At 74.2% G+C, this 26,814-nt stretch carries 29 protein-coding genes; 14 read left to right on the forward strand and 15 right to left on the reverse strand.

What is annotated here, in order from left to right:
* Nucleotides 1–36: 36 nt before the first annotated feature.
* Nucleotides 37–1,344 (reverse strand): MFS transporter, encoded by a 1,308-nt coding sequence (locus ABZW32_RS18310; RefSeq protein ID WP_356217092.1) that lies wholly within the window; start codon nucleotides 1,342–1,344, stop codon nucleotides 37–39.
* Nucleotides 1,341–2,447: a PLP-dependent cysteine synthase family protein gene (locus tag ABZW32_RS18315; protein WP_356217094.1), complete on the reverse strand. Its 1,107-nt coding sequence runs from the start codon at nucleotides 2,445–2,447 to the stop codon at nucleotides 1,341–1,343. Before ABZW32_RS18315 ends, ABZW32_RS18310 begins: the two co-directional genes overlap by 4 nt.
* A gap of 419 nt (nucleotides 2,448–2,866) precedes the next feature.
* On the opposite strand from ABZW32_RS18315, the gene ABZW32_RS18320 reads away from it, so the two are divergent.
* Nucleotides 2,867–3,016, forward strand: coding sequence for a hypothetical protein (locus ABZW32_RS18320; RefSeq protein ID WP_356217096.1), 150 nt, complete (start codon nucleotides 2,867–2,869; stop codon nucleotides 3,014–3,016).
* A 307-nt stretch (nucleotides 3,017–3,323) separates the two neighbouring features.
* Here the strand turns inward: ABZW32_RS18320 and ABZW32_RS18325 are convergent, their stop codons facing one another.
* Nucleotides 3,324–3,704, reverse strand: coding sequence for a hypothetical protein (locus ABZW32_RS18325; RefSeq protein ID WP_356217098.1), 381 nt, complete (start codon nucleotides 3,702–3,704; stop codon nucleotides 3,324–3,326).
* A gap of 204 nt (nucleotides 3,705–3,908) precedes the next feature.
* Between ABZW32_RS18325 and ABZW32_RS18330 the strand changes: the two genes are divergently transcribed.
* Nucleotides 3,909–4,463, forward strand: coding sequence for a DoxX family protein (locus ABZW32_RS18330; RefSeq protein WP_356217100.1), 555 nt, complete (start codon nucleotides 3,909–3,911; stop codon nucleotides 4,461–4,463).
* A gap of 61 nt (nucleotides 4,464–4,524) precedes the next feature.
* On the opposite strand, the gene ABZW32_RS18335 is transcribed toward ABZW32_RS18330, so the two are convergent.
* From ABZW32_RS18335 to ABZW32_RS18350, 4 genes are all read right to left on the reverse strand, one after another.
* Nucleotides 4,525–6,426, reverse strand: a complete 1,902-nt coding sequence (locus tag ABZW32_RS18335; protein ID WP_356217101.1) for an ABC transporter ATP-binding protein — start codon at nucleotides 6,424–6,426, stop codon at nucleotides 4,525–4,527.
* A 369-nt stretch (nucleotides 6,427–6,795) separates the two neighbouring features.
* Complete coding sequence (locus ABZW32_RS18340) at nucleotides 6,796–7,314, reverse strand: universal stress protein (protein ID WP_356217103.1); 519 nt, start codon at nucleotides 7,312–7,314, stop codon at nucleotides 6,796–6,798.
* Nucleotides 7,315–7,409: 95 nt separating this feature from the next.
* Nucleotides 7,410–8,813 (reverse strand): ATP-binding protein, encoded by a 1,404-nt coding sequence (locus ABZW32_RS18345; RefSeq protein WP_356217208.1) that lies wholly within the window; start codon nucleotides 8,811–8,813, stop codon nucleotides 7,410–7,412.
* 82 nt (nucleotides 8,814–8,895) lie between these two features.
* Complete coding sequence (locus ABZW32_RS18350; protein WP_356217105.1) at nucleotides 8,896–9,573, reverse strand: response regulator transcription factor; 678 nt, start codon at nucleotides 9,571–9,573, stop codon at nucleotides 8,896–8,898.
* Nucleotides 9,574–9,706: 133 nt separating this feature from the next.
* On the opposite strand from ABZW32_RS18350, the gene ABZW32_RS18355 reads away from it, so the two are divergent.
* The 5 genes from ABZW32_RS18355 (at nucleotide 9,707) to ABZW32_RS18375 (ending at nucleotide 14,370) form a co-directional block, all read left to right on the forward strand.
* Entirely contained in the window at nucleotides 9,707–10,351 is a 645-nt protein-coding gene (locus ABZW32_RS18355; protein WP_356217107.1) for a hypothetical protein, read from the forward strand.
* 163 nt (nucleotides 10,352–10,514) lie between these two features.
* A complete protein-coding gene (locus ABZW32_RS18360) occupies nucleotides 10,515–12,647 on the forward strand; it encodes a SpoIIE family protein phosphatase (protein WP_356217109.1) in 2,133 nt (710 codons plus the stop codon).
* Between the two features lie 84 nt (nucleotides 12,648–12,731).
* Nucleotides 12,732–13,160, forward strand: a complete 429-nt coding sequence (locus ABZW32_RS18365) for a hypothetical protein (protein ID WP_356217110.1) — start codon at nucleotides 12,732–12,734, stop codon at nucleotides 13,158–13,160.
* Nucleotides 13,161–13,213: 53 nt separating this feature from the next.
* Nucleotides 13,214–13,399, forward strand: coding sequence for a helix-turn-helix transcriptional regulator (locus tag ABZW32_RS18370; protein WP_356217210.1), 186 nt, complete (start codon nucleotides 13,214–13,216; stop codon nucleotides 13,397–13,399).
* Nucleotides 13,396–14,370, forward strand: a complete 975-nt coding sequence (locus tag ABZW32_RS18375) for an NAD(P)-dependent alcohol dehydrogenase (protein ID WP_356217112.1) — start codon at nucleotides 13,396–13,398, stop codon at nucleotides 14,368–14,370. Before ABZW32_RS18370 ends, ABZW32_RS18375 begins: the two co-directional genes overlap by 4 nt.
* Nucleotides 14,371–14,438: 68 nt before the next feature.
* On the opposite strand, the gene ABZW32_RS18380 is transcribed toward ABZW32_RS18375, so the two are convergent.
* Together ABZW32_RS18380 and ABZW32_RS18385 are read right to left on the reverse strand one after the other, a co-directional pair.
* The gene (locus ABZW32_RS18380; protein WP_356217113.1) at nucleotides 14,439–15,161 is read right to left on the reverse strand and encodes a hypothetical protein; all 723 of its coding nucleotides are present in this window, start codon (nucleotides 15,159–15,161) and stop codon (nucleotides 14,439–14,441) included.
* Nucleotides 15,162–15,336: 175 nt separating this feature from the next.
* Complete coding sequence (locus tag ABZW32_RS18385) at nucleotides 15,337–17,034, reverse strand: AMP-binding protein (RefSeq protein ID WP_356217115.1); 1,698 nt, start codon at nucleotides 17,032–17,034, stop codon at nucleotides 15,337–15,339.
* A gap of 107 nt (nucleotides 17,035–17,141) precedes the next feature.
* On the opposite strand from ABZW32_RS18385, the gene ABZW32_RS18390 reads away from it, so the two are divergent.
* The 7 genes from ABZW32_RS18390 (at nucleotide 17,142) to ABZW32_RS18420 (ending at nucleotide 22,443) form a co-directional block, all read left to right on the forward strand.
* Complete coding sequence (locus tag ABZW32_RS18390; RefSeq protein WP_356217117.1) at nucleotides 17,142–17,768, forward strand: alpha-ketoglutarate-dependent dioxygenase AlkB; 627 nt, start codon at nucleotides 17,142–17,144, stop codon at nucleotides 17,766–17,768.
* 6 nt (nucleotides 17,769–17,774) lie between these two features.
* Nucleotides 17,775–18,758, forward strand: coding sequence for a tellurite resistance/C4-dicarboxylate transporter family protein (locus tag ABZW32_RS18395; protein ID WP_356217119.1), 984 nt, complete (start codon nucleotides 17,775–17,777; stop codon nucleotides 18,756–18,758).
* Nucleotides 18,737–19,171, forward strand: coding sequence for a VOC family protein (locus tag ABZW32_RS18400; protein ID WP_356217121.1), 435 nt, complete (start codon nucleotides 18,737–18,739; stop codon nucleotides 19,169–19,171). The genes ABZW32_RS18395 and ABZW32_RS18400 overlap by 22 nt, the downstream gene beginning before the upstream one ends.
* A 19-nt stretch (nucleotides 19,172–19,190) precedes the next feature.
* Nucleotides 19,191–19,868 carry an epimerase gene (locus ABZW32_RS18405; RefSeq protein WP_356217123.1) on the forward strand — a complete coding sequence of 226 codons (678 nt, stop codon included), beginning with the start codon at nucleotides 19,191–19,193 and terminating at the stop codon, nucleotides 19,866–19,868.
* 71 nt (nucleotides 19,869–19,939) lie between these two features.
* Nucleotides 19,940–21,148 carry an RNA ligase gene (locus ABZW32_RS18410; RefSeq protein WP_356217125.1) on the forward strand — a complete coding sequence of 403 codons (1,209 nt, stop codon included), beginning with the start codon at nucleotides 19,940–19,942 and terminating at the stop codon, nucleotides 21,146–21,148.
* A gap of 3 nt (nucleotides 21,149–21,151) precedes the next feature.
* Nucleotides 21,152–22,087, forward strand: a complete 936-nt coding sequence (locus ABZW32_RS18415; RefSeq protein ID WP_356217126.1) for an AAA family ATPase — start codon at nucleotides 21,152–21,154, stop codon at nucleotides 22,085–22,087.
* A 14-nt stretch (nucleotides 22,088–22,101) separates the two neighbouring features.
* Entirely contained in the window at nucleotides 22,102–22,443 is a 342-nt protein-coding gene (locus tag ABZW32_RS18420; RefSeq protein WP_356217212.1) for an NTP pyrophosphohydrolase, read from the forward strand.
* 9 nt (nucleotides 22,444–22,452) lie between these two features.
* Here ABZW32_RS18420 and ABZW32_RS18425 read toward each other — a convergent pair whose 3' ends face one another.
* The 6 genes from ABZW32_RS18425 to ABZW32_RS18450 all read right to left on the reverse strand — a co-directional run bounded on the left by ABZW32_RS18425 (nucleotide 22,453) and on the right by ABZW32_RS18450 (nucleotide 26,393).
* Complete coding sequence (locus ABZW32_RS18425) at nucleotides 22,453–22,995, reverse strand: hypothetical protein (protein ID WP_356217128.1); 543 nt, start codon at nucleotides 22,993–22,995, stop codon at nucleotides 22,453–22,455.
* 95 nt (nucleotides 22,996–23,090) lie between these two features.
* Nucleotides 23,091–24,065 (reverse strand): helix-turn-helix transcriptional regulator, encoded by a 975-nt coding sequence (locus tag ABZW32_RS18430; protein WP_356217130.1) that lies wholly within the window; start codon nucleotides 24,063–24,065, stop codon nucleotides 23,091–23,093.
* A gap of 252 nt (nucleotides 24,066–24,317) precedes the next feature.
* Nucleotides 24,318–24,626, reverse strand: a complete 309-nt coding sequence (locus ABZW32_RS18435) for a hypothetical protein (RefSeq protein WP_356217132.1) — start codon at nucleotides 24,624–24,626, stop codon at nucleotides 24,318–24,320.
* Nucleotides 24,627–24,733: 107 nt separating this feature from the next.
* Nucleotides 24,734–24,994 (reverse strand): hypothetical protein, encoded by a 261-nt coding sequence (locus ABZW32_RS18440; RefSeq protein ID WP_356217134.1) that lies wholly within the window; start codon nucleotides 24,992–24,994, stop codon nucleotides 24,734–24,736.
* Nucleotides 24,995–25,246: 252 nt separating this feature from the next.
* Entirely contained in the window at nucleotides 25,247–26,173 is a 927-nt protein-coding gene (locus ABZW32_RS18445; protein ID WP_356217136.1) for a hypothetical protein, read from the reverse strand.
* Complete coding sequence (locus ABZW32_RS18450; RefSeq protein WP_356217137.1) at nucleotides 26,166–26,393, reverse strand: hypothetical protein; 228 nt, start codon at nucleotides 26,391–26,393, stop codon at nucleotides 26,166–26,168. The genes ABZW32_RS18445 and ABZW32_RS18450 overlap by 8 nt, the downstream gene beginning before the upstream one ends.
* Between the last annotated feature and the right edge of the window lie 421 nt (nucleotides 26,394–26,814).

The raw sequence follows: 26,814 nt of genomic DNA on the forward strand, positions 1-26,814 counted from the left end.
CCCTCCTCCGGGAGGTGGACCGGGGCGCGCCGCCGCTCAGCCGGTCAGGGCACCGGCCCGGGCACCGGCCCGTACGGGGGGTGCGAGCCGGCCCGTGCGGTGGAGCCCGTAGACCGCGGCGGAGCAGCCGAGGCCGAGCGCGAACAGCGCCAGCCAGGGCAGTGCGGACATCCCGGCCGACCGGGCCGCGTCCAGCGCCGCGCCCGTGAGCAGGTTGCCGAGCGCGATGCCCACCCCGCAGACCGTGTTGTACAGCCCGTAGTGGGTGGCGACGAGCCGGTCCCCGCAGAGCCGGACGATGGTGTCCATCTCGAAGGGGTACGCCACCATCGTCCCCACCGCCAGCAGCAGGGCGGACAACGCCGGCGGCCCGGCGGCCAGCAGCCGCGCGAGCGGCCCCGACCCCACCGCCGGGAGCGCGGTGGCGGCCAGCAGGGGCAGGAAGGCCGTCCCCATGGTCAGCAGCCCCCAGGTCAGCGCCCGGCCCGGTGCCATCCGCGCCTTGCACCAGGCGGTGACCTTGGTCTGGAACAGGATGGTGCTCAGCCCCGAGACCGCGAACAGCATCGCCACCGCGGCCGTACCGAACGCGCCTTCGCCGCCGAGGCGCCGGACCTCCAGCGGCAGTGCCAGGTAGACCTGGAAGGTCATCACGTAGGAACCGATCATGGCCACCGAGAACAGCAGGAACGGCCGGTTGCCCAGGATCCGCCGCCACTGCGCGAGCACGCCCTCGCGCGGGCCGGCCGTCCGGTCCTCGGCGTCGTTGCCCCGCCGGTCGGGCAGCGCCCGGATCTGGACGACGCTCAGCAGGGCGAAGATGCCCGCGGCGGCCAGGCAGGTGACGCGGAAGTCCACGCCCGTCAGCACCATGCCCACCAGCGGCCCCAGCAGGATGCCCGCCTGGTAGAAGACGTTGAACAGCGCGAACGCCTCGACACGGCGCTCACCCGCGTCGGCCGCCAGGTAGGCCCGGGTCGCCGGGTTGAACAGGGCCCCGGCCAGGCCCGTGGCCGCGGAGGCGGCGAGCAGCGCGGGCACGGAGTCGACCAGCCCGAGCGTCGCGAAACCGGCGATGCGCAGCACCAGCCCGGCGATGATCATCGGCTTGTAGCCGAGGCGGTCGGCCAGCGTGCCGCCCACGAGGAACATGCCCTGCTGGCTGAAGTTGCGCACCCCGAGGATCAGCCCGACCGTCCAGCCGGCGAGCCCGAGCGGGCCGGCCAGGTGCGTGGCCAGGTAGGGCATGAGCATGTAGAAACCGAGGTTGATGGTGAACTGGTTGACCATCAGCAGCTGGACGCTGCGTTCGTACGAACGCACCTGCGCGAGGGTGCTCCTCATCGGGTCCGCCCCTCCGCCCCGCGCAGCGTGAGCGGGTCCACCACCGCGGCGCAGCGGGTCCAGCGCGTGACCTCCCTCTCGTCCAGGCCGGCGATCACATCGGGTTCGTCGGCCGGGGGCGAGTCCAGCAGGCCGTGCGCGGCGCAGTAGTCGTCGTCGTACACGGTGCCGAGGTAACGCTGCGGCCCGTCGGGGAACACCGCCGCGATCCGGGTCTCCTCCGGGAGGGTGCGGGCCAGCCAGCCGGCGACGAGGGCGACGGCGCCGACGCTCCAGCCGCCGGCCGCGTAGTGGGAGGCGGCGAGCTGACGGCACGCCCACACGGCCTCCGCCGGGGCGACCCAGTGGACCTCGGAGAACTGCTCGTAGGCCACGTTCCTGGGGTAGATGCTCGACCCCAGGCCGCGCATCAGCCGGGTCCGGGCGGGCTGCCCGAAGATGGTGGAGCCCACGGTGTCGACGCCCACCAGCGTCAGGTCGGGGTAGAGCTGCCGCAGGACGCGCGAGACGCCCGCGGAGTGCCCTCCGGTGCCCACGCTGCACACCAGGACGTCGATGTGGCCCAGCTCGCGGGCCAGTTCGAGTGCGAGCGGGGTGTACGCCGTGGTGTTGTCGGGGTTGTTGTACTGGTCCGGGCACCACGAGCCGGGGTGATGCCCCATGAGCTCGCTCACCCGGTCCCGGCGCGCCTGCTGCCAGCCGCCGGCGGGGTGCGGTTCGCGGACGACGTCGACCAGGGCCCCGTACGCCGTCAGCAGCCGGGTCATCGACGGCTCGAGGCCGGGGTCGGTGACGAGGGTGACGGGGTGCCCGTAGACCATTCCGGCGAGCGCCAGGCCGAGACCCAGGGTGCCGCTGGTGGACTCGATGATGCGGGCCCCCGGCAGCAGCTCCCCGCGGGCGCGGGCGCGCTCGACCATGTGCAGGCCGGGGCGGTCCTTGATGCCCCCGGGGTTGAAGCCCTCCAGCTTCGCCCAGAAGCCGCGCCCCTGCGGGGCGAGGGGCTGTGACACGCGCAGCAGGGGGGTGTTGCCGACCAGCCCGGAGAGACCGGCGCGGGCGGGGTGGGCGGGTTGGGACACGTCGGTGGCCGAAGAATGCATTGTTCCGCTCTCGTTCGATGATGCTTCGGGGTGGTCGCTCATGGGGATGCCGACCTCGGCCGGGGCGGGGCCCGGCCGTTGGGCATGCGTCAGCCGTTGCGAAGGGAACTACGGGAGCGGACTAGAGCCGCCATCGACAGACACTGGTCAGGACGGAGCGGCCGGAACGGGCCCGCGGAGCACCCGCCGGCCGGGGTCGGCGCGGTCGGCCCGGCACGGGTTCCGGCACCCCGGCCCGGGAGGCCGCGCGCCGCCTGCCCGCCGCCGTCGCGCGCCGGGCCCGGGGCCGAACGGGCCGTGCCCGGGGCGGCGGCGCAGGAGGAACCGTGCTCCGGATGCGGATGCGGCCGTCCTTCAGGCGCGGTCGGCCCGGACTGCGGCGCGGCTCCAGCGGCCCGCGACCCGGCGGAGACGGCCTCGTGCCGCGTGCCGCCGGGAGCCCCGGCGCCGTCGAGGAGGTGCGGGAAGCAGACGAGGGCCGCGAGGAGCAGGACGGCGGGCACCGCGCCGAGTACGGCGGATGCCCACGATGGGCCCGGGCGGGCCGGGGGTACGCGGGGACGGCGTGACACGGTTCCTCCGTGCGGCGGGCACCCCGTCCCGGTACGGGAGGGGGCGGCGGCGGATCGCGGGGACGGGCCCGGGCGGCCGGGGGCGGGCCGGGTCCGGTCGGATACGGGCCGCGGACGGGCCGGGGACGGACCGACCGGGGACGGCCCGGATGCGGGCCGGGGACGGACCGGATGCGGGCAGGGGCCGACCGGGTGCGGACCGGGGTCACGGCGCTCGCCGTGGGGACCGCGTGGACCGGCCGGGTACGGCTACCGGGGCGCGGTCGGGGCCGCGCGCGGGTCGCCGTACGGAAGGCCGCGGTGTCTACACCCGCAGGACCGGCGGAGCCGCCGTACGGGCCGGGGCGGATCCGGACGCGCCGGCCGGGTCGTACCCGGGCAGACCCCGGCGGACCTCGGGGGCGCACCGGGTGACGGCCGCCGACGGGGCGGCCGGGGCGTCCACCACCGAACCCTGCCGGGGCGGCACGGGCGCGCACTCGTCGGCCGGGTGGGCGGGGCCGTGGCCGTCGGCGGGGGAGGCCTGCGACACGGAGGCGGCCGCGGCCGGGTGGGCGGACGCGCCGGGCGCGTGCGCGCCGTGCGTGCAGATCAGGCCGAGCAACAGCAGGGCCAGCCCGAGCAGGTGCAGCAGACCCGCCGACCGGCGGGCCGACGGCAGGTGCTGCGCACGGGCTGTGACCACACCGTGATCCTAGCGTCTCCGGAGCGTGATGAAGGGTCGTCAATCGGACGATCCGTGGCCGATGGTGCACCCGGGAGCCCGTATGGCGGATCTGCGGGTGCTTGCCGGGGCGCCGGCGCCGGGAGCGGATATGGATGCCGGGACCGCCCCGGGCCGGCCGCGCCCCGCGTGCCCGCCCGTCCGCGCACCCACCGGGAGACCCTGATGACCTGCATCAACCGCCGTGACCTCGCACTGCTGGCGCTCCGCACCGGCACCGGCGCGGTGCTCATCGCCCACGGGGCGCAGAAGCTCTTCGGGTGGTTCGGCGGCGCGGGTCTGGAGGGGACGGCGGCCGCGATGGAGCGCATGGGCTTCCGGCCGGGCCGGCAGAGCGCGATCGCCGCCGGCCTGGGGGAGGCGGGCGGCGGGGCGCTGCTGATGCTGGGGCTGGCCACCCCGGTCGCCGGGGCCGCCGCGGCCGGGGCCATGGCGGGAGCGGTGTCCGTGCACGCCCCGGCCGGTTTCTTCAACCAGGGCGGCGGATTCGAGTACCCGGCCTTCCTCGGGTTCACGGCGGCGGCGGTCGGCCTCGCCGGACCGGGCCGCTACTCCGTCGACCACGCCACCGGCCACCACTTCGACCAGCCGTGGACGGTGGCACTGGCCTTCGGGGCCAGCGCCCTCGCCGCCGCCGCGGTGGTGACCGGCCGGGCACGGGCGCTGGCGGAGGCGGAGGCGGAGGCGAGGGCGGGGGCGGAGGCCGCCGGGCGGGAATGAACCAACGGCCCCGCCCGGCCCCGCCCCGCACCCCACCCCGGCCCCGGCGGGCCGTCCCGCGCTACCGGTCCTGCGACAGCTCGTAGAGCTCCCGGAACGTGCCGCCCTCGACGGCCAGCAGCTGCTCGAAACTGCCCTGTTCCTTGATCCGGCCGCCGTCGAGGACGATGATGCGGTCCGCCAGGCGGCAGTTCTCCATGCGGTGCGTGACGATCACCGTGATCCGTTCGTCCTTGGTCTCCCGCAGGCCGGAGAACACCCTGTGCTCGCCGCGCGGATCCATCGCGGAGGTCGGCTCGTCCATGACCAGCAGCGCCGGGCGCCGGTGGAAGGCCCGCCCGCAGGCCAGGCGCTGCCACTGGCCACCGGACGGCTCGTGACCGCCCCACAGCGAGCGGGCCAGCAGGGTGTCGAGGCCCTGCGGGAAGCCGGCGACGACCTCCTTCATCCCGACGGCGCCCAGCGCCTCCCAGACCGCCTCCTCACCGCGCGGACCCGGCTGGCCGAGGGTGATGTTCTCGCGGGCGGAGAAGGGCCAGTACCCGTAGGACTGGGTGACGAGCCCGACGTGGGTCCAGGCCGAGCGCTGGTCCGCGTCGGAGGTCGGCACCCCGTCCCAGGACACGGTCCCCGCCGTCGGGGCCGTCAGCGCCGTCAGCAGCCGGACCAGCGTGGACTTCCCGGCCCCGTTCTCCCCGACGACGGCGACCACCTCGCCCCGGTTCAGCGTCAGCGACACCGGGCCGAGCGCGGGGGTGTCCTTGCCGGGGTAGGTGTACCCGGCCTCCTCCAGCCGGATCTTCTCGGGAGCCTCCATGGCCTGGGCACCGCGCGGCCCCGACCGTTCGGCCGCCTGCGCGATGAAGGCGGTGTAGTCCCCGAGGTAGAGGGCGTGCTGGAACATCGCGGCCCCGTACACCACCAGCGAGGACAGCGCCGCCGTGGAGGTCCGCATCGCGACGATGGCGGTACCGGCGGCGCCCAGCGCGAGGTACCCGCCGACCACGAGCCCGCCCAGCGACAGCCACGTCAGGGCCGTGAACAGCCCGGAGGCGCAGGCGGCGACGAGGTACACCACGAGGTAGCGGGGGGCCGCGCCGGTCATCCTGGAGTCGATGCGCTCGCAGACCGCCGCGTACCAGTGGTGGGCGTACGCCCGCATGCTGTTGCCGCGCAGCTCGTCCGCGAGTTTGGGCGTGGTGAGGTGCCAGCGCATCATGTGGCGGATGTTGCGGGAGGCGATCGTCTCGTTGTGCAGGGCGTGGTCGAGCCGGGCCGCGTGTACGGAGCCCAGCCCGCGCGGGACCACCGACAGCAGCAGGAGCGGCAGCAGCACGGGGTGCACCACGGACAGTACGGAGGCCACGGCGAGCAGGTCGATCAGACCGCCGGTGAACCCGAGGGCGTCCTGGAGCAGCATCGAGGAGCGGGCCGATCCGGTCTCGGCGGCCTCGGAACGCTCGGCGAAGTCCGGGGCGTCGTAGCAGTCGAGGTCCACGTCCATGTGGGCGTCGACCATGGCGAGGTCGGCGATCGTGGACATGCCGGGGGTCAGGCGGCGCGCCGCGCTCCCGGCCGCGATGGAGGCCAGGGCCCCGAGCGCGGTCATCGCGGCGGCGGCCGCCAGCGGCCAGGCCGCCGCCGAGACGCGCTGCTCGACGGTGCCGCCGCTCAGCAGGGGGCCCATGGCCTTCGAGACGGCGGCCAGGGCGGCGGCCGTGCAGAGCCCGCCGAGGACCTGGGCGCAGACCAGCCATACGAAGGCCGTCCGGTTCACCGCCCACGCCAGCCGGGCGGTGTGGCTGAGGGAGGCCGGGACGCGCCGGGCCATCTGCGCGAGCGAGAGCCGCTCCATGGCCTTGTTGTGCCGGCCCCACTTGAACGTGAACTCCGGCGGGGCGGGCGGGACCGCAGGGGCGGCCGCCACGGCCCGCCTCCCGGGCCGGTGCTGCTTCTCGGACATGCCGGTTCTCCTTCGACTCGCCTACGGGCAGGCCCAGTTCGGCCCGGATTCCGGCACGGCGAAGCTGCCCTTCCCCCGTCGTGGAGGGAGGGCCGGCGCGGGGTCCGGGGGAGCTGGAGGAGTGAGTACACAGCAGCCCCGGGGACGGAGCAACGCGATCTGGCCGACCTGTCGGCGGCCCCGGCCCCGGCCCGCGAACGCCTCCGGTCGGGGCCCGGCCCCGGCCCCGGGCTCCCGGCACGGGCAGAACGGCCGGAACCGGTCGGTGGCACGGCCCGGCGTACGGAAACCGCTTGCGGGGGACCCGGGTCGGCGCGGCCCCGGGCCGGTGCGGCCCCCGGCGCACCCCGTGCGGGGCCGGCGCACCGCTCAGGGCATGAGCTCCCGCGTGTCGAGGGGGACGTGCCACGCGTTGCGCCGGTGCAGGGAGTCCAGTTGGGCCCGGAGCGGGTTCGGCGGCACGGCCAGGACGGGGCAGGGGGCGTGGGCCAGGCAGTAGCGGCCCACCGAGGGCCGCAGGGCGCCGAGCAGCCGCCCCCGCGTGCCGGCGCCGACCACGAGCAGGTCGTCCCCGTCCCGGGCGGCGTCGACCAGAGCGGCCCCGGGGGTGCCCCGTACCGCCTGCCCGGCCAGGGCCACACCCGGGCCCGCGGCTCCGAAGGCCCCGTCGAGGACCTCCCGCAGCCGCTTCACCGCGGCCGCCCGGCACTCGGCGTACACGAGGGAGCCGCCGCAGGACGCACGGGACCCCGGGCCCCCGCCCGGTGCCTGCCAGGCCAGCACCACCCACAGCTCCGCCCCGCGCCACCGCGCCTCCGCGGCGGCCCGGTGCAGGGCCGTCAGGCTTCCGCTACTCCCGCTCACACCCGCCACCACGCGTCGCCGCACCGCAGGTCCCTCCCCTGTCGCCCTCGTACGCGCTCCCCCGGCGCTGCGCCGCGGGAGCCCGTCTCCATTCAACGGCGGCCTGCGCGGTCCGTCCGTCAGCGATCCGTATGAACCCGGGGCGCGGGCGTCAAAGCTGCGTCAGGGGAGGGGGGAGCCACGGGCAGGCGGACGACCAGGCGCGCCCCGCCGGGGGAGTCGGCGGCCGTCAGGGTGCCGCCGTGATGGGACGTCAGGTCGCGGGCGATGGCCAGGCCGAGGCCGGCGCCGCCGTGGTCGCGGCTGCGGGCGTCGTCGAGCCGGGTGAAGCGTTCGAAGATCCGCTCCCGGTCCTCCGGCGCGATGCCGGGCCCGTCGTCGGCCACCTCCAGGACGGCGGTCCGCGCCCGGGGGCCGCCGACGGTGCGCAGCGTGAGGTCGACCCGTCCGGCCGCGAACCGCTGCGCGTTGTCGAGGAGGTTGGTGACCACCCGGGCCAGCCACAGCCCGCTGCCCTCCACCACCACGTCCGCCGCCAGCGACACCCGGACGGGGACCCGGTCGCCCAGGCGCGCGTCCACCGCGTCGCGCACCACCTCCCCGAGGTCCAGCCGCTGCGCGGGCACGGGCTGGGCGGCGTCGATCCGGGCCAGCAGCAGGAGGTCCGAGGCCAGCTGCTGGAGCCGCTCGACGTCCTCCAGCGCCCCGCCGATCAGCTCCGGCCACAGCTCCTGGTCCCGGACGGCCAGAGCCACCTCCAGCTGGGTGCGCAGCACGGTGATCGGGCTCCGCAGCTCGTGGGAGGCGTCCGCGATGAAGCGCCGCTGGCGGATGCCGGAGGACTCCAGCCGGTCGAGGGTGAGGTTCATCGTCTCGGCCAGCCGGGCCACCTCGTCGCGGGTCGGCGGCACCGGCACCCGCCGGTGCAGGTCGCGGTCGCCGATCTCGGCGACCTCCGCCCGGATCGCCTCGACGGGCCGCAGGGCGCGCCCGGTGACCCGCCAGGTCACGAACCCGACGGTCGCCAGCAGCAGCGGCCCGCCCACCAGGAGGGCGGCGGCGGTCGTGTCGTCGGCGGCGTCCACGTCGCGCAGGGAGGTCCCCACGAACACGGCGACCAGCCCCTGTGGCGTCTGCGTGGTCACCTGGACCACCCGCTGGCGGTGCTCGCCGCCGAGCGGGCGGACCCGCCAGGTGTGGAAGGACGTGCCCGGACGCAGCGGGGTGACGGGGGCGAGCGCGGGGAGCCCGGCCAGGTTCGGGGTGGACCGCAGCACCCGGCCGCGGGCGTCCACCACCTGGACGAAGTCCGCCCCGAGGCCGGCGGGCCGCATCCGGCCGAGGTCCCCGGCGGCCGCGAGCCCGGCGACGGTCTGCGCCTGCTGGGCGGCGTCCCGCTCGGCGTTGCGCAGCAGGTCGGCCCGCAGCAGCCCGAGCAGCGCGAAGGAGGCCACGGCCAGGGCCACGGCCACCACCACGACGGCGCCCGCGGTCGCCCGGGCGCGTACGGTCGTGGGCCGCAGCCGCCCCGGGCGCCACCTCGGGATCCACGCCGGCAGCAGTGCCACGGGGACGCGCAGCCGGCTCAGGGCCGAGGCCAGGGCATCAGCCACCGTCGACCGCCAGTCGGTAGCCCGCGCCGCGCACGGTCTCCAGGGCGGTGCGGCCGAAGGGTGCGTCGATCTTCCGGCGCACCGCGCTCACGTGGACCTCGACCACGTTCGGATCACCGTCGAAGGCGCTGTCCCAGACCTGCTCCAGGATCTCCCGTTTGGGCACCACCTCGCCCGGCCGTCGGGCGAGGTACTCCAGGACCGCGAACTCCCGGGCGGTCAGCCGTATCTCCGTGCCGCCCCGGGAGCAGAAGTGCCGTGCGGGGTCGAGCGTCAGGTCGCCGAAGGTCATGGTCCGCGGGCCGCGGCGGCCCGTACGCCGGCCCAGGGCGCGGAGCCGGGCGACGAGCACGAGGTAGGAGAAGGGCTTGGACAGGAAGTCGTCGGCGCCGGTGTCCAGCGCCTCGGCCTCGTCGTACTCGCCGTCCTTCGCCGTGAGCATCAGGATCCCGGCCTCGTGGCCCGCCGCGCGCAGCCGTGAGCAGACCCGGTAGCCGTTGAGGCCGGGCAGCATGATGTCGAGGACGATGAGGTCGTAATCGTGCTCGGAGGCCATCCACAGCCCCTGGAGCCCGTCGTGGGCCACGTCCACCGAGAACCCCTCCGACTGGAGCCCGCGCTGCAGGGCCAGGGCCAGCCGTCGTTCGTCCTCCACCACCAGTACGCGCATGGGAACAGGGTCTCAGGCGCTCCGGCCGGGTCGCTGAAGAGGTCTTCAGGTGGCTTCAGGTGGGCTTCAGCAAGCGCTCCGCATGCTCGGGGCCGAGCCGGGTGAGGTGCCCGGGTGCATGAGGAGTGCCGGTATGTCTGAGTTCTACCCGCCGTCGGAACCGTCGGAGCAGTCCGGGCAGCCCGAGCCCGCCCAGGAGGGCAAGCCCGGCGGGCGCAAGCGCCTGGCCCGGGTGCTGCCCCGGGGCAAGGGCGTGCGCTGGGCTGCCGCGGGTGTGGCCGCAGTGGCGATCGTGGGCGGCGGGGCGGCGGCGGTCGCCGTGGCCGAGCACCACGAGCGGGCGGGCAAGGGCCACGGCGTCGAATGGGCCGAGGGTGATCACGAGGGCGGGCGCGGGCACGGCCGCGCCCACGAGGGCAAGGGGGAGCGCGAGGACGGCCCCGGCCGCGGCCGCGAGGGCAAGGGGGAGCGCATGGCCCACCGGCAGGGCGCTCCGACGGTGCGCGACGGCGCCGACCTGCCCGGGAACGCCCCGAAGCAGGCCCAGGCGCCCGCTCCGCTGCCCTCCCTGCCGATCGGGCAGGCCGCCGAGAAGGCCGCGGGCGCGGTCAGCGGGGGCAAGGTCGAGGCCCTGCGCCCGGTCGCCCAGGAGGGCGGCGGCAGCGCCTGGCTGGCGGTGGTCCTCGGCCCGGACGGCGTCCGGCACGCCGTGACCGTCTCGGGCTCCGACGGCACGGTCAGCGGGAACGTGGTCATGGACGGCCGCCAGGTCCGGTAGAGCCGTCCCCGCCCGCCGCCCGTGGCGCGCCCCCGAACCCGGGGGCCGCCGCGGGCGGCGGCGCCGTGCCCGTCCCGCCGCCCTGCCCGTCCCGCGCGCTGCGCGCAGAATGAAGGGGACGTTCTCCGCCCCGCTGCGGGGCGGACGGCAGAGGAGGCCGCCGGTGCTGCCGTCGGATCAGCCGGGGGAGGCACGGGCACACGGCCCGATCCTGTCCGAACCGGGATCGCTGCTGGAGCACGTGGCCGTGGCCGTCTTCGGCATGGACGGCGAGGGCCGGGTCTGTTACTGGGGCCCCGGCGCGCAGGACCTCTTCGGCCACGCGGCCACCGACATCCTCACCCGTCCCGCCGCCCTCCTCTTTCCCCCCGCCGACTCCGACCCGGCCTCCGCCTTCTCCGACCAGGCCTCCGCCGACCCCGCCCCCGGCCCGGCCGAACGCCTCGCCGAACGTGGCCGCACCCTCGGGTACTGGCGCGTCCGGCTGCCGGTCCTGCACCGGGACGGCTCCGTCTTCGACTGCGGGTTCCGCGTCTTCCCGGTGACCGGGACCGCCGACGGGACGTCCGGCGGCTCCGTGGTCATGGGCCTGGTCAGCAGGAGCGACGAGCTCGACCGCGTCAAGGCGAACCTCGCCTTCCTCGACGCCCTCTTCGAGACCTGCCCCATCGGCCTGGTCATGCTCGACGAGGACCTGCGCTACGTCCACGTCAACCAGGCGCTGGCCGACATGGACGGGATCCCCGCCCGCGACCACCTGGGCCGCGCGGCCACCGAGGTCATGACCACCTCCGACGGCGGCGAGTTCGCGCGCATGCTGCGCGCCGTCGCCGACGGGGGCAGCCCGCTGGTCGACACCCTGGTGGGACTGCGGACCTCGGGCCACCCCGACCGCGACCAGGTGCGTTCGTTCAGCCTCTTCCCGCTGAGCCGCGCGGTCGGCACCCGTTCCGGGGTGGGCGGACTGGTCGTGGACGTCACCGACCGGGAGCGGGCGCTCCTGGAGGCCACGGCCGCCCGTCGGCGCCTCGACCTGCTGGACCGGGCGGCCGCCCGGATCGGCACCACCCTCGACGTGGACACCACCGCCCGGGAACTGGTCGACGTCGCCGTCCCGGAGTTCTGTGACGGCTCGGTCGTCGAGCTGGTGGAGTGGATGGACCCCACCGAGGCCTTCGACCCGCGCCTGCCCCTCTTCACCCGCCGGATCGCCGCCCGGGCGACGCTGTCCCGGCCCGCCGTCGAACAGCTCGTCGGCCTCGAACACGTGAAGTACCCGCCCGGATCCAGCGTCCACCGGATGTTCGCCACCGGTCGCCCGCTCCTCGTCCCCGTGGACGAGGACTTCACCACCCGTACCATCGCGCACCCCGAGCGCGCCCGGGTGATCCTGGACAGCGGCCTGCTGAGCATCCTGATCGCCCCGCTCGTCGCCCGCGGCACCGTCCAGGGCATCGCCATGTTCGGCCGGTCCGCCGACCGTCCCGCCTTCCCCGAGCAGGACCTCAGCCTGGCCGGCGAACTCGCCTCCCGCGCCGCCCTGTGCCTGGACAACGCGCGCCTCTACAGCCAGGTCCAGGACATCGCCCTGACCCTGCAGCGCGCCCTGCTGCCCGACGCCCTGCAGCCCGGCCCCCACCTCACGGTCGCCCACCGCTACCTCCCCGGCAGCCGTGTCACCGAGGTCGGCGGCGACTGGTACGACGTGATCGGCCTGCCGGGGGACCGGGTCGCCCTGGTCGTCGGTGACGTCATGGGCCACGGCGTACCGGCCGCCGCGTCGATGGGGCGGCTGCGCATCACGGCCGAGGCGCTGGCCCGGCACGGCCCGGAGCCGCACGACCTGCTCACCGAGCTCGACCTCTGCGCCAGGGAGTCCGGCATCGAGCTGGCCACCTGCCTCTACGTGGCCTACGACCCCCACACCGGCGACGCCCGGATCGCCGGAGCCGGCCACCCCCCGCTCCTGGTGCGCCACCCCGACGGGGCCGTGGAGACCCTCGCCGACGCCATGGGAGTCCCCCTCGGGGTCGGCGGCGTGCCCTTCCGGACCATGCGGACCCACCTTCCCGACGGCGCCGTCCTCGCCCTGTACACCGACGGCCTGATCGAGGCGCGCGGCCGGGACATCGACGCCGGACTGGCCGCGCTGCGCGCCGAACTGAGCAGTGCGGAAGGCTCGTTGGAGGAGATGGCGGACCGCGTCCTGACGGCCCTGCTGCCCGCTGCGCCGACCGACGACACGGTTCTCGTCCTCGCCCGGATCCACGGCGCCACCCCGCCCCCGACCGGCTGAAGTCAAAGAATCTTGACATGGTGTCCCGGATCCTTGACACTCCCCATGTCTGGTTTTCTTGACACGGGAAAGAGGGGGTCCGCCGTGGCCGTCGAAGAGAAACGTTCGTGGATCATGCTGGTGGTCGCGGTGGTGTCGTACGCCGCCTACCTGTGCGCCGTACTGTCCCGGCCCGGGGGCGTCGCGCTGGAGCGGGCCCCCTACGCCGCCGCCCTGCTGTGGTCGGTCGGGCTCGCGATCGCCGTCACGATCGCCGCCAACATCGCCGTCGCCGCCACCTCCGGCGAGGAGGGCGCCGTCAAGGACCAGCGCGACCGGGAGATCCACCGCTTCGGCGAGTACGTCGGACAGTCCTTCGTGGTGATGGGCGCCGTGAGCGCCCTCTGCCTGGCCATGGCCGACGCGCCGACCTTCTGGATCGCCAACGCCGTCTACCTGGCCTTCGTCCTCTCCTCCCTGCTCAGCTCCACCGTCAAACTCGTCTCCTATCGCCTCGGCTTCCACCCGTGGTGAGGCCGACCCGGGTCACCAACACCATCAGGGCGCAGCGCTTCGCCCACGGCGAGATGACCCAGGCCGAACTCGCCCGCCACATCGGCGTCAGCCGCCAGACCGTGATCGCCATCGAACAGAGCCGCTACTCGCCCACCCTGGAGATGGCCTTCCAGATCGCCGCGGTGTTCCGCGTCCCGCTGGACCAGGTCTTCCAGTACTCCGCCACCACCCCCCTGCCCGATGGAGGCACCCCGTGAGAGCAGTGGTCCAGGACGTCTACGGACCGCCCGAGGTCCTGCGCGTCGAAGAAGTGGAACAGCCCGTCCCCGGCCCCGGCGAGGTCCTCCTGAAGGTCCACGCCGCCGGGGTCGACCAGGGCGTCTGGCACCTGATGGCGGGCCGCCCCCACCTGCTGCGCGTCCTGGGGTTCGGGCTGCGGGCCCCCAAGGCCCGGACGCCCGGCCAGGACGCCGCGGGCCGGGTGACGCAGGTGGGCCCCGGAGTGACCGGGCTGCGCCCCGGCGACGAGGTCTACGGGACCTGCGTCGGGGCCTTCGCCGAGTACGCCCTCGCCCGCGCCGACCGGCTGGCGCCGCGCCCGGCCCGGATCACCGCCGAACAGGCCGCGGCCGTGCCCGTCTCCGCCTGCACCGCCCTGCAGGCCCTGCGCGACCGCGGCCGGCTGGCGCCCGGCCGGAGCGTGCTCGTCCTCGGGGCGGCGGGCGGCGTCGGATCGTACGCCGTCCAGCTGGCCAAGGCCCTCGGCGCGGGCCGCGTCACCGGGACCTGCCGCCCCGCCAAGGAGGACCTGGTCCGCTCCCTCGGCGCCGACGAGGTCCTGGACCACACCCGCGAGGACCCCGTCGACGGCAGCCGCCGTTACGACCTCATCGTGGACACCGGCGGCAACCGGCCCCTCGGCCGGCTGCGCCGGGCCCTCACCCCGCGCGGCACCCTCGTGATCGTCGGGGGCGAGAGCGAGGGGAGCTGGATCGGCGGCACCGACCGGCAGCTGCGCGCCCAGCTGCTGTCCCCGTTCGTCCGCCACCGCCTGTGCGGACTGGCCGCCACGCCCCGCGCCGCCGACCTCGCCACCCTCGCCGAGCTGATCGACTCCGGCGCCGTGACCCCCGCCGTGGACCGCTCCTACCCCCTGGAGGAGGTCCCCGAGGCGATCCGCCACCTGCGCTCGGGCGGCGCGCGCGGCAAGCTCGTCATCCGGATCTGAACGGTCCGGCGGTCCCGGCGGTCCGGCGGTCCTCCGGGCCGTTGGGCCGCCGGCCCGGAGGAGCCGCGTCAGCGGGCCGCGGCGAGCGCGGCGGCGTCCGTCGCGTAGGGCGCGAAGCCGGCGTTGTTCTTGCAGCCGAGCTCCTCGAAGGTGCTGACCTTCGTCTGCGGGTCCGTGTAGGTCAGCCGGAACTTGCAGGCCCCCTTGATGTAGCGGCCCTTGACCCCGCCGGGGAAGTCGACCTCCTTGTTCCAGAGGTAGGGCGAGTTGTAGTTGTTGAGGCGGGCGGTGGCGTTCACGTCGATGCCGCCGGGCGCGTAGATCTCGTAGACCCAGCCGGTCTTCTCGCTGCCGTACGTGGCGAACTTCTGCGCCACCCACTTCTCGCAACTGGTGCTGAGGTGCGCGCTGTTCTGGCCGCCGCCCTTGACGATGTACTCGGCGAGCGGGGTCACCTGCTCGCCCCGGGGCGTGAAGCCGGTCCGGAAGATCTCGTCCACGGTCTCGCGGGTGTCGCCGCGCCACAGGGTGTTGACGTCCGTGCGCCACTGCCACCGCTCGGCCGCGGCGGCCTCGGCGACCGGGCCGGCCAGCGAGGGGTTGGTCGTCGTGCGCCACCAGTCCCAGGCGCGGTACTCCACCGTCGGCCCGCAGGGCGCGGTGAGCGGGTCGTCGTAGACGGCCGTGGCGGTGGCGGGGGAGACGGCTGCCGTGGCCGGGGAGACGGCGGCGGCGGAGCCGAGGGAGGCGAGGGAGACGGCGGCGAGCACCCGCAGAGCGGCCTGCAGCATGGTGAGGACCCATCAGTCGATCAATGTGACGGGCCCCTTTATAGGCGCGGGTGCCGGGTCGGGCCGGGGGCGGTGTGGCGGGTCCACCCACATGGGTGGATCAGTCGTACCGGCGAAAGGATCCGCCACCCCGGCCGCGAGCATCCCCGCCCCGCCCACCGCCGCCGCAGCGGGGTCAGGCGCCGCCGGCCGGCGCGTCCTGCGCCTCCAGCAGGCGGGCCGCCATCGCGCGCATCTCGATCTTGCGGATCTTCCCGGTGACGGTCATCGGGAACTCCTCCACGACGTGGACGTAGCGGGGGATCTTGAAGTGGGCGAGCCGCCCCGCGCAGTACGCGCGCACGGCCTGCGCGGTCAGCGGCTCGGCCCCCTCGCGCATCCGCACCCACGCCATCAGCTCCTCCCCGTACTTGGGGTCGGGCACCCCGATGACCTGGACGTCCAGGACGTCGGGGTGGGCGTGGAGGAACTCCTCGATCTCGCGCGGGTAGAGGTTCTCGCCGCCCCTGATCACCATGTCCTTGATCCGGCCGGTGATGCTCAGGTAGCCGTCCCCGTCCATGACCGCCAGGTCTCCGGTGTGCATCCAGCCCTCCGGGTCGACGGCCTCGGCGGTCTTCTCCGGCTCGCCCCAGTAGCCGAGCATGACCGAGTAGCCCCGGGTGCACAGCTCGCCCGGGGTGCCGCGGGGGACGGTCCGGCCCGACCGCGGGTCGACCACCTTGACCTCCAGGTGCGGGCCCACCCGGCCCACGGTGGAGACCCGGCGCTCGACGGAGTCGTCCACCCGGGTCTGCGTGGACACGGGGGAGGTCTCCGTCATGCCGTAGCAGATGGAGACCTCTGTCATCCCCATCCGCTCGATGACCTCGTTCATGACCTCCACCGGGCACGGTGATCCCGCCATGATCCCGGTGCGCAGGCTCGACAGGTCGTACCCGTCGAAGCCGGGGGCGGCCAGCTCGGCGATGAACATCGTGGGGACCCCGTACAGCGAGGTGCAGGCCTCCGCCTCCACCGCGGCCAGGGTCGCCGCCGGGTCGAAGGCCGGTGCGGGGATCACCATGGCCGCGCCGTGGCTGGTGCAGGCGAGGTTGCCCATCACCATCCCGAAGCAGTGGTAGAACGGGACGGGGATGCACACCCGGTCCCGCTCGTCGTACCCGCACAGCTCGCCGACGAAGAAGCCGTTGTTGAGGATGTTGTGGTGCGAGAGGGTGGCGCCCTTGGGGAAGCCCGTGGTGCCCGAGGTGTACTGGATGTTGATCGGGTCGTCCGGGCCCAGCGCCGCTCCTGCCCGCGCCAGCGCGTCCGGATCGGCCGCGCGCCCGCGCTCCACCAGCGACTCCCACTCGGGCCCGTCGAACAGGACGGTGAACTCCAGCCCCGGGCAGCGCGGCCGGACCTCCTCGATCATCGCCGCGTAGTCGGAGGTCTTGAAGCGCTCCGCCGCGACCAGCAGCCGGATGCCGGACTGGCCGAGCACGTACTCCAGCTCGTGGGAGCGGTACGCGGGGTTGACGGTGACCAGGATCGCCCCGATCTTCGCGGTGGCGTACTGCACCAGCGTCCACTCGGCGCGGTTGGGTGCCCAGATGCCGACCCGGTCGCCCTTGACGATCCCGAGGTCCAGCAGCCCGAGGGCGAGGGCGTCCACCTCGGCGGCCAGCTCCGCGTACGTCCACCGGCGGCCGGCGGCCACGTCCACGAGGGCGTCCCGGCCCGGGAAGCGCCGCACGGTCCGGTCGAGGTTGTCCCCGATCGTCTCGCGGAGCAGCGGGACCCCGGAACTCCCGGACGCACGACTCGACGCTACGGACACACGTACCTCCAGCACTCGCTGCGGCGATGACGGCCAACGCGCGCCGCCCATGATCCCCTCACGGCGGGCCGCAGCACCAGGGGTACGGGGGTGAGCCGAAGTGCGCGGCGTGGACATGTAATCGAGCAGGTGTTCGGGTGCGGGGGTAGGCTGGAACGATGCACGCACTCCAGGGCTCCCTCTTCGACCAGACCGACGAGATCCGGCTCGGACCGCTCTCGCCGGTGCGGCGGACCGTGCTGGGTGCCGGAGCCTGGGTCGACCGGCTCCCCGGCTGGCTCGCGGGCGCCGACGCCCTCTTCGAACGGCTCGCCGCCGACGTGCCCTGGCGCGCCGAGAGCCGGCAGATGTACGACCGCCGGGTGGAGGTGCCCCGGCTCCTGGCCTCCTACGGGGCCGGCGAGCCCCTCCCGCACCCCGTGCTCACCGAGGCCCGCGAGGCCCTCGGCCGCCACTACGCGGCCGAACTCGGCGAACCCTTCGTCACCGCCGGGCTCTGCCTCTACCGCGACGGCCGCGACAGCGTCGCCTGGCACGGCGACCGCACCGGCCGCTCCGCCACCGAGGACACCATGGTCGCGATCCTCTCCGTCGGCGACCCCCGCGACCTGGTGCTGCGCCCCCGCGACGGCGGCCCCACCCTGCTGCGGCTGCCGCTCGGTCACGGCGACCTCGTCGTGATGGGCGGCTCCTGCCAGCGCACCATGGAACACGCCGTCCCCAAGTCCGTCCGGGCCGTCGGCCCCCGGATCAGCATCCAGTTCCGCACCCGCGGCGTGATGTGAGCGGCGATGGCCGGCCGGGCGGTGTGCGGCTGGTGGGCGGGACTCCCGCCCGCCGCAGGCGGCGCGGTCATGGCCGCCGGCATCCTCTCCGTCGGCCTCCAGCTGACCGGCCACACCGGAGCCTCGCTGGCCGCGCTGGTCATCGCCGTCGTGCTCTGGCTCCTGCTCGCCGCCGACTTCGTCATCCGGTTGGCCGCCGACCGCGGCCGCTTCCGCGCCCAGGCCGACACCCCGGCCGCCCTGACCGCGGTCGCCGCCACGGCCGTGCTCGGCACCCGCCTGGCACAGCTCGGACTCCAAGGCCTGGCCGCCGCCCTGCTCCTCCTCTCCGCTGCGATCTGGCCCGGCCTGCTCTGCGCCGTCATGCGCCACTGGCACCACCGCATGCCCGGGGCCGCCTTCCTCGTGTGCGTCGCCACCCAGGGACTCGCCGTCCTGTCGGCCACCCTCGCCGCCGCGTACCGCCTCGACTGGCTGGACGGGGCCGCCCTGGCCTGCTTCTGCCTCGGCGCCCTGCTCTACCTCGTCGCCCTGCGCCACTTCGACTTCCACGAGGTGTGCGGCGGGGCAGGCGACCACTGGGTGGCGGGCGGCGCCCTGTCCATCACCGCCCTGGCCGGCGCCAAACTCACCGCCGCCCCCCTGTGGACGGGAACCGTCCACACCGCGCTGCGCACCGCCACCCTCGTGGCCCTGGCGGTCTCCCTCGGCTGGTACGCCGTCCTGCTCGCCGCCGAAGTCCGCAGCCCCCGTACGCACTACGACATCCGCCGCTGGTCCACCGTCTTCCCGCTCGGCATGACGGCCACCGCCTGCCTCTCCGCCGCCGGACCCACCGGCGTGCCCTGGCTGCGCCCCCTCGGCGAGGTGCTGCTCTGGATCGCGGTCGCCGCCTGGCTGCTCACCCTCGCGGCCTGGGCGGCGCAACCGCGCTGGCGCGGCCCCGGGCCGCTCAGTAGGGTCCGGGCATGGCCTACACGTTTCAGGTGACCATCGACTCCACCACACCGCACGCGCTCGCCGACTGGTGGGCCGAGGCCCTCGGCTGGGAAGTGGAACCGAGCGACGAGAAGTTCATCCGCGGCCTGATCGAGGCGGGCCACGCCACCGAAGAGGACACCACCACCCACCGCGGCACGCTCGTCTGGAAGGCCGGCGCCGGCATCCGCCACCCCGACGGGCTGGACCGCGCCCCCCGGGTGCTCTTCCAGTTCGTACTGGAGCCCAAGACCGTCAAGAACCGCGTCCACCTCGACGTCCGCACCGGCGAGGACGACCCCGAAGCCCTCGTCGAGCGCCTCCTGTCCAAGGGCGCCACCCGCCTCCACGAGGGCCGCCAGGGCCCCTTCGCCTGGACCACCCTCGCCGACCCGGAGGGCAACGAACTCTGCGTCTCGCACTAGTGGGACGTAGGCTGCGCCCGTGAACGTTATCCTCCTCGGCGCAACCGGAATGATCGGACGCGGAGTTCTGCGCGAGTGCCTGCGCGACGACTCCGTCACCCGGGTCCTCGCCATCGGCCGCACCCCGCTCGGGGTCACCCACCCCAAACTCCGCGAACACGTCGTACCCGACCCCTCGGACCTCTCCGGCCTCGCCGCCGAGCTGCCCGAGTACGACGCGTGCTTCTTCTGCCTGGGCGTCTCCTCCGTCGGCATGAAGGAGGAGGCCTACCGCCGCGTCACCTACGACCTCACCCTCGCCGTCGCCCGCCCCCTCGCCGCCGCCAACCCCCGCCTGACCTTCGTCTACGTCTCCGGCGAGGGCACCGACAGCACCGAGCGGGGCCGCTCCATGTGGGCCCGGGTCAAGGGCAGGACCGAGAACGACCTGCTCGCCCTGCCCTTCCGGGCCTACATGTTCCGCCCCGGCCTGGTCCAGCCCGTCAGCGGAATGCCCTCCAAGACCCTGCTCTACCGCGCCGCGTACGTGCTCACCGCACCGCTGTTCCCGCTCCTGCGCCGGTTCGCGCCGGACAAGGTGACCACCACCGAGGCCATCGGCCGCGCCATGATCGCCGTCGCCACCCCCGCGACCGCGCCCACCGACCCGATCCTGCGCCCCCGAGACATCAACCACATGGGCTCGCAACCCTCGTGACCAGTCATAATTGACTACCGGCCCACCCCTCCCGCACGTGAGAATGGACCATCTCGAACCGGGAGGAACCCATGAGCCAGGACCGCCTGACTCTGCACGACCTGCTGCCCGCACAGGAACTGGCGGCAGCCATCGACGCCGGGCACGTGACCCGCAAGCCACACCCCGAACTGCCGCTGTCCATCTACACGTACACGCGCACCGCGCAGTACGAGCAGATCTGGAACAGGGTCACCACGCGCTGCCGCGGCCTCGTCGCCGACGACACCACCGGAGCGGTCGTCGCCCTGCCCCTGCCGAAGTTCTTCAACGTCGGCGAGCACGAGCAGGGCCGGCCCTACGCGCCCGCCCTGCCCGACGAGCCGTTCGAGGTGTACGACAAGGTCGACGGCAGCCTCGCCGTGGTCTTCCACTACGCGGACCACTGGCGGGTCGCCTCCAAGGGATCCTTCATCAGCGCCCAGGCCACCTGGGGACAGCGGCGCCTCGACACCCGGGACACCGCGGCCCTCGTGCCCGGCGTGACCTACCTCGCCGAGATCCTCTACCCGCAGAACCGCATCGTCGTCGACTACGGCGACCGCCGGGACCTCGTCCTGCTCGCGGCCTACGGCCCGGACGGCACCGAGGTGCCGCTCGCCGAGGCGGCCGCGCACTGGCGGGACATCGGCTCGGTCGTCACCGTCTGGCCCGCCATGCCGCTCGCCGAACTCCTCGCGCTCACCGAGGCCAACGCCCTCCCCGGAGGGGAGCGGGCGAGCGGAACCGACGCCGAGGGCTTCGTCCTGCGCTTCGCCTCCGGAGTCCGCGCCAAGGCCAAGCTCGGCGAGTACGTACGCCTCCACCGGCTGCTCACCCGCGTCACCGAACGGGACATCTGGCGCAGCCACGGCGTGCAGCGCTTCGCCGCGCTGCCCGCCAAGCAGCTCGCCCAGGGCCTCAACTGCACCGTCGCGGACATCGAGGCCTGCGGCGGCAAGCCGCTCGACGAGCTCCTCCAGCAGGTCCCGGACGAGTTCGACGCCTGGGTGCGCGCAGTGATCGACCGCCTGGAGGAGGAGGCCGTACGGCGCGAGCGCGAGATCGACGGGGCCTTCGCCGCCGTGGCCCACCTGGCCGGCGACCGGGGCGCCTTCGCCCGCGCCGTACGGGAGGTCCCCGACGCCGCGCTGCGCCCCGCCCTCTTCCTGAGGCTCGACGGCCGCAGCACGGAGCTGGTCTCCTGGCGGGCCGTCCGCCCTGAGACCTCCGACCCCTACACCACCGACGAGGAGAACTGACCGGTGTCCGAAGAACAGCCCGCACTCCCCGTGGTCCACGTCATGACGGGATTGCCGGCCTCGGGCAAGACGACCGCCGCGCGCGCCCTCCAGGCGGAGGCCGGCGGGCGCATACGGCGGGTCAACCTCGACGACCTGCGCGCCATGCTCGACCTCCCCGACCCCGAGCGCGGCCGCTCGTACAAGCACGAGCAGACCGTCCTGGCCGTCCAGGACGCCGCGGTGATCGCGGCCGTCGAGGACGGTTTCGACGTGGTCGTCGACAACACGCACCTGACGCCCCACATCCCCAAGCGCCTCAAGGCGGCGGTCGCGGGGCGCGCGACCTTCGTCGTGCACGACTTCACCGACGTGCCGGTCGAGGAGTGCGTGGCGCGGGACGCCGCGCGGGAGCGGCAGGTGGGCGAGGAGATCATCCGCATCCTCGCGGACAAGCACCAGCGGTCCCGCAAGGGCGGCTGGAGGCTCACCGCGGAGTGGCTCAACGACCAGCCCCCGGTCGCACCGTACGTGGCCGACCCGGCGCTGCCCGCCGCCGTGATGTGCGACATCGACGGAACGCTCGCGCTGACCGGCGACCGGCACGTCTACGACTTCACCCGCTGTGGCCTCGACCTGCTCAACGAGCCGGTGCGGTACGCGCTGGAGGCCTTCAAGCGGGCCGGGCAGGACACCGTCGTACTGCTCTCCGGACGCAGCGAGGACCACCGTGCGGAGACGGAGGAGTGGCTGGCACGGCACGAGGTGCCGTACGACGAGCTGTGGATGCGCGCGTCCGGGGACCAGCGCCGCGACGACGTGGTGAAGGCCGAACTCTTCGACGCGCACGTCCGCCACCGCTACGCCGTCCGCGTCTCCCTCGACGACCGCGACCGGGTGGTCGCCGTCTGGCGCCGGATGGGCCTGCCCACGTGGCAGGTCAACTACGGGGACTTCTGAGCGCGGTGCGGACCCTGTTGATCGTGGACGCCGCCAACGTCGTGGGGTCCGTGCCCGACGGCTGGTGGCGGGACCGGCGCGGGGCCGCGGAGCGGCTGCGCGACCGGCTCGCGCTGCGCGGGGCGGGGGAGGAGATCGTCCTGGTGGTCGAGGGGGCCGCCCGCGGCGTCGCGTCCGTGCCCGGCGTACGGGTCGACGCGGCGCCCGGCAGTGGCGACGACCGGATCGTGGAGCTGGTCGCGGCCGCCGCCGGGCGGGCCTGCGTGGTGGTCACGGCGGACCGGGGACTGCGGGAACGGGTGCGGGCGTACGGCGCCGAGTGCGCGGGGCCCCGTACCGTACGCCCGGGGGAGTGACCCGGAAGGTCAGCGGCACCACTTCACGGGGGTGATGTCCTTGACGTAACGGGCCGACACCCAGGCCTGCTTGTACTCGGCGCGGTGCGTGCGGACGCGGTCGTCGCCGCTGCCCTCGGCGCCGTCCTCCACGCCGCCGTCCGTGCCCTCCTCCATGGCGTCCCCGGGACGGCCGATGCCGTCCGCGGGCTCCTTGCCGTCCTTGCGCTGGTCCAGCAGGTACCAGATGTTGTTGCCGTCGACCCGCTCACCGCGCTTCTTGCACTCGATGGCGAGCTTCTCGTGCGGGTGCACCTTGCCGACGACCTTCGCGTGCGTGCTCGGGTAGCTGCGGACCTTGAGCGGTCCGCGCGAGATGACCTTGCCCAGCGCGTGCTTGGGCTTGGGGTAGACGCCGGGCTCGTCGTACAGGGGGCCGTCGTCGGCCGCGTGCGTCCGGGCCGGGCCGTCGTCCATCGGGCCCTGGTCCGCGACGGCCGCACCCGCACCCGTCAGGCCGAGCACCAGGCTTCCGGCGGAGAGGGCGAGGACGATCCTGGTGGGCTTCAGCATGAGCCGACTCCTCTACGAAGACTTCCGCCCGGCCCGCGCGATGCGGCCGGGGCGGCAACCTGGCGGCTGCCAGGGACGACTATGGCGGCGGTGGCTCACGGGGCTCCCGCGACGCACCGCCCGATAGCCCGATTTGCCCAACGGTCGGCGCGACCCTCTCGTCCTCGGTCCTCTCGTCCTCGGTCCTCGGGTTCACGGTGCTGCCCGGTGCCCGGCGCGTCCCCGTACATCTTGATCACGTCGTTGATGAAGTGCCGTGTCTCGGACGGGCTGAGCGCCTGCGCCTGAAGGTGGTCGTACATGATCTGGTACATGCGCTGGTCGGAGTGCTTCTCCACGTACAGGTCGCCGGTGAAGCGCTCCAGGTAGACGACCCCCGTGTCGGTGTCGGGGAACGTGAGGGTGGAGAACTGTCCCGTGAGCCCCGGGTGGGCGCCGGCGCTGTGCGGGAGGACCTGCACGGTGATGTGCGGCTGTGCGCCGAGGGCGTTCAGGTGCTCCAGTTGTTCGCGCATGACGTCGCGGTCGCCGATGGTGCGGTGCAGCACGGATTCGTCCAGGACGGTCCATAAGCGGAGCGGCCGGGCGGGGTGGTGGGCGCGGTGCTGGCGCCGCAGCCGCACGTCCAGACGGACCGCGGCCTGCTCGGTAGCGGGACAGGGGACGGTCGCCGCGATGACCGCGGCCGCGTACGCGCGGGTCTGGAGCAGCCCGGGGATGACCAGCGGCTCGTAGGAGTGGATGGCGACGGCCTCCGTCTCCAGGCCGATGTACACGCCGTAGGGAACGTCCCCGCAGGCGACCCACCAGCCCTGCCGGGCCGATTCCCTCGCCATGCGCATGAGCGAGTCGATGACCTCGAGGTCGGTGACTCCGTAGAGCCGGCACAGATCGCGCACGTCACGCGGATTGATGGGGCGGCGGCCGGTCTCGATGAGGCTGATCTTGGGCTGGGACACGAGCAGATGCCTGGCCACCTGCACGGACGTCATTCCCGCTGCCCGGCGGAGCCGGCGAAGCTCGGCGCCGAGGCGGCGCCTTCTCACCGTGGGACTTCCGTTCGCCGTCACCGGCGGGCACCTCCAGCTCAAGGACCTCACGCGGGCCCCGTCGCCCCACGGCCGATATCGGCAAACGAATTCTGCATAACCGGCCCGACCTACAGCGCATCCGCACGGCGACACCACCTGTTCGGACTACGGCGGGAGGCGCGCGTGTCTCTTTTCCGGTAATGCGGTGGCGGGGGGTGGCGTGGGGTGGCGTGAACCCGGTCGCCGTGGCGTCCGCCCCGCAGCGGTGCTGCGGGGCACGGCCGGGGGGGGTCAGGAGGTGCCGGAGATCCACCGTCGGACGGTCGCGTGGGTGACGTCGTCGAGCGCGGAGAGGACTTCGATGGCACGGAGGTCGGCGGCGAGCGGCCGGATGCCGGCGGCGGTCAGGCAGGCGTACAGGTCGAGGCGTCGGCGTTCTTCGGGACCCGGGCCGCGCGGAGGCGGCCCGGAGCCGGGTAACGACCCACGGGCACCCGTTTCCCCGGAGTCCGGCAAGCCCCGCATGCCCGGGAACCGGTAGGGGTCCAGCTTCCTTCGGGGCAGCCACGGGATGGGGGACGAACGCTGCCACGCCTTCATGCGAGAACCTCCGTGCGTGTGTCACTTGTGGCGGTGGAACGGCGGAGTGCCCGTGCGGCACGGCACGGCTCCGGCGGCCGGCCGGGTGTCCTCGGCCGGGCCGGGGTTCACCGTTGCTGGTCCCGCAGGGCGCGGGCCCCGGCCGCGATGACCTCGGCGAGCCGGTTGGCCAGGTCCGTGCTGCACCCTCCGAGCCGGACGAGGCCACGGCAGCCCACCGGTCCGTCGTTGCTGAGCGAGGGCAGGACCAGGCCGGCGAGGGCCAGTGCGGCCTTGAGGTTGGTGACTGCTGCCTCACCGGCCTGGTACGCGGCGTCCTGCTTGCGCTCGTACCGGATTCGTTCGGCGCGGGTGAGATCGTGGACCACGGTGCTGTCCTTTCGCGGTGGACGGGGGAACGGCACGCTGAAGCGCGTTGCCGGTCGCGATGGTTCGGACCCGTTGGGATGGGAGCGTGCGCAGCCCGTGACCTATCGGATGGGTCTTCGTTCCTGAGATGGCAGTGATCATGTTCGTGGGGATCCGGGAAGGACCGATGTCCGAGAGGTTGGCGATACCCGGCTGCCGTGCGCGGCGGTCCTACGGCGCCGCGCTCAGCGGAGCCTCGCCGCGGATCCGCGTCACGACTCGTAGCGGAACCGGTAGCCGGGGGCGGAACGGCCGTCGGCCTTGTGATCCGCGACCGGGTAGTCGGGAAGCGGCGTACCCGGGCTGCCCGGCGTGGCCGGGGGCCGCAGCGGGGCGGGTGTCCGGGGGCGCTGGCGGTGGCGGGCGGCGGGGTGGCGGGGAGGTCGTGTGAGGGTGATCTGGCGGACGAGTTGCTGGAAGCAGGCCAGTGCCGCGATGGGGGGAAGGGTGGCCGCCGCCTGCGCGGCGAACGTCCGGGGAGCCTGGGCCACGCACAGCAGGGTGGCGAGGGTGGAGAACAAGAGGACGATGGACCAGGAGTGGATGGCGCGCCGCTGGTGCAGGGCGGCCCGGAGGATGGACAGCGAGGCGACCATCCAGGGCCCGCAGATCAGCAGGGGCCACCAGATGACGATGTCGTGCGCGGTGCGCGGTCCTGCGGTCTGGCGCAGGGCGTCCGAGATGGCCAGGCCGCTGAAGACGCTCACCACGGCGGCGATCAGCGCGACCAGCAGGGCGGAGAACAGGCTGCCCGTCCGGAAGAGGGTCAGTATCGGCGCCCTCGGGTCCCTCGGCGCCTTCGGTGCCTTCGTCGCGACGCGGCGGTGCCCGTGGGGGGCCTCCGGGCGCGGTCCGACGTACAGGGCCTGGGCCGGTCCGGTGGCGAGGCCGGTGGCGATCGTGTCACCGGTTTCGTCGAGTCCGATCGGGCCGAGCTGCTCCGCCTGCCTCCTTCCCCCGGCCTCCTGCAGCAGGTAGGCCAGCTCCTCCGCCGGATCCCACGTGTAGTTCACCTCGTCCAGCCCGCCCAGCGGTTGCCTGAGAGCCGCCTGCTGTTCCATGTCCGGGCCGGGGTGGAACAGGGGCACGTCCGGCAGCCCGTGGAATCCGCTGCCGTCGGGATGGCCGTACTCATACAAGGGAGTTCCGCCCGGAGCGCTCACCGGCGGACGGTTCGACCACTGCCGCCTCTTGGAACCGTCGGGTGAAGTCGTTCTCGATCGCGCTCATCGCCTCCAGGAAGTCCTCGAAGATCGAGGACGAGTAGTGGAGGTCGACGTCCTTGCCGTCGCGGTGCAACGTCGCGCCCTCGTGCATCGCCCAGCCTGCCGAGACCGCGGTGTAGGTCCAATTCCCCACCCTCGTGCCGTCGGCGTGAACACTGCGCCCATCGCCTTCCGGCACCCGCGGAAAAATTGCCGAGTGGTTTGCTTTTGTCATAGTCCACCCAACGCTCCGGGCGCCGGGGAGGATGTGCTCCATGCAGGTGAGGGTGGCGGAGCGGGCGGGGATTGACCGGTGTCTTTATCGGTTCTACACATGCGCGCAGCGCATCGGGCCGGCCGTCCGCACCCCTTGTGAGCTGCGGTTCTTCCGGTCGGCCGCAGGAGGGGCCGCATGATCGGGTGCGGCCGCGGTGGTGCGGCCCGGCGTCCGCGCCCGGTCGCCGGGCCGGCCGAGGACGCGCACTCGGCAGCTGCCGCGGCGCTCGATTTCCGCTGCGCGCCCCCACTCGGCCGGAGCCCGCGCGGCGTGTCGCGCCGCTCGTCCACGGATGACT

Source organism: Streptomyces sp. NPDC004667 (genome assembly GCF_040609475.1).
Lineage (GTDB): Bacteria > Actinomycetota > Actinomycetes > Streptomycetales > Streptomycetaceae > Streptomyces.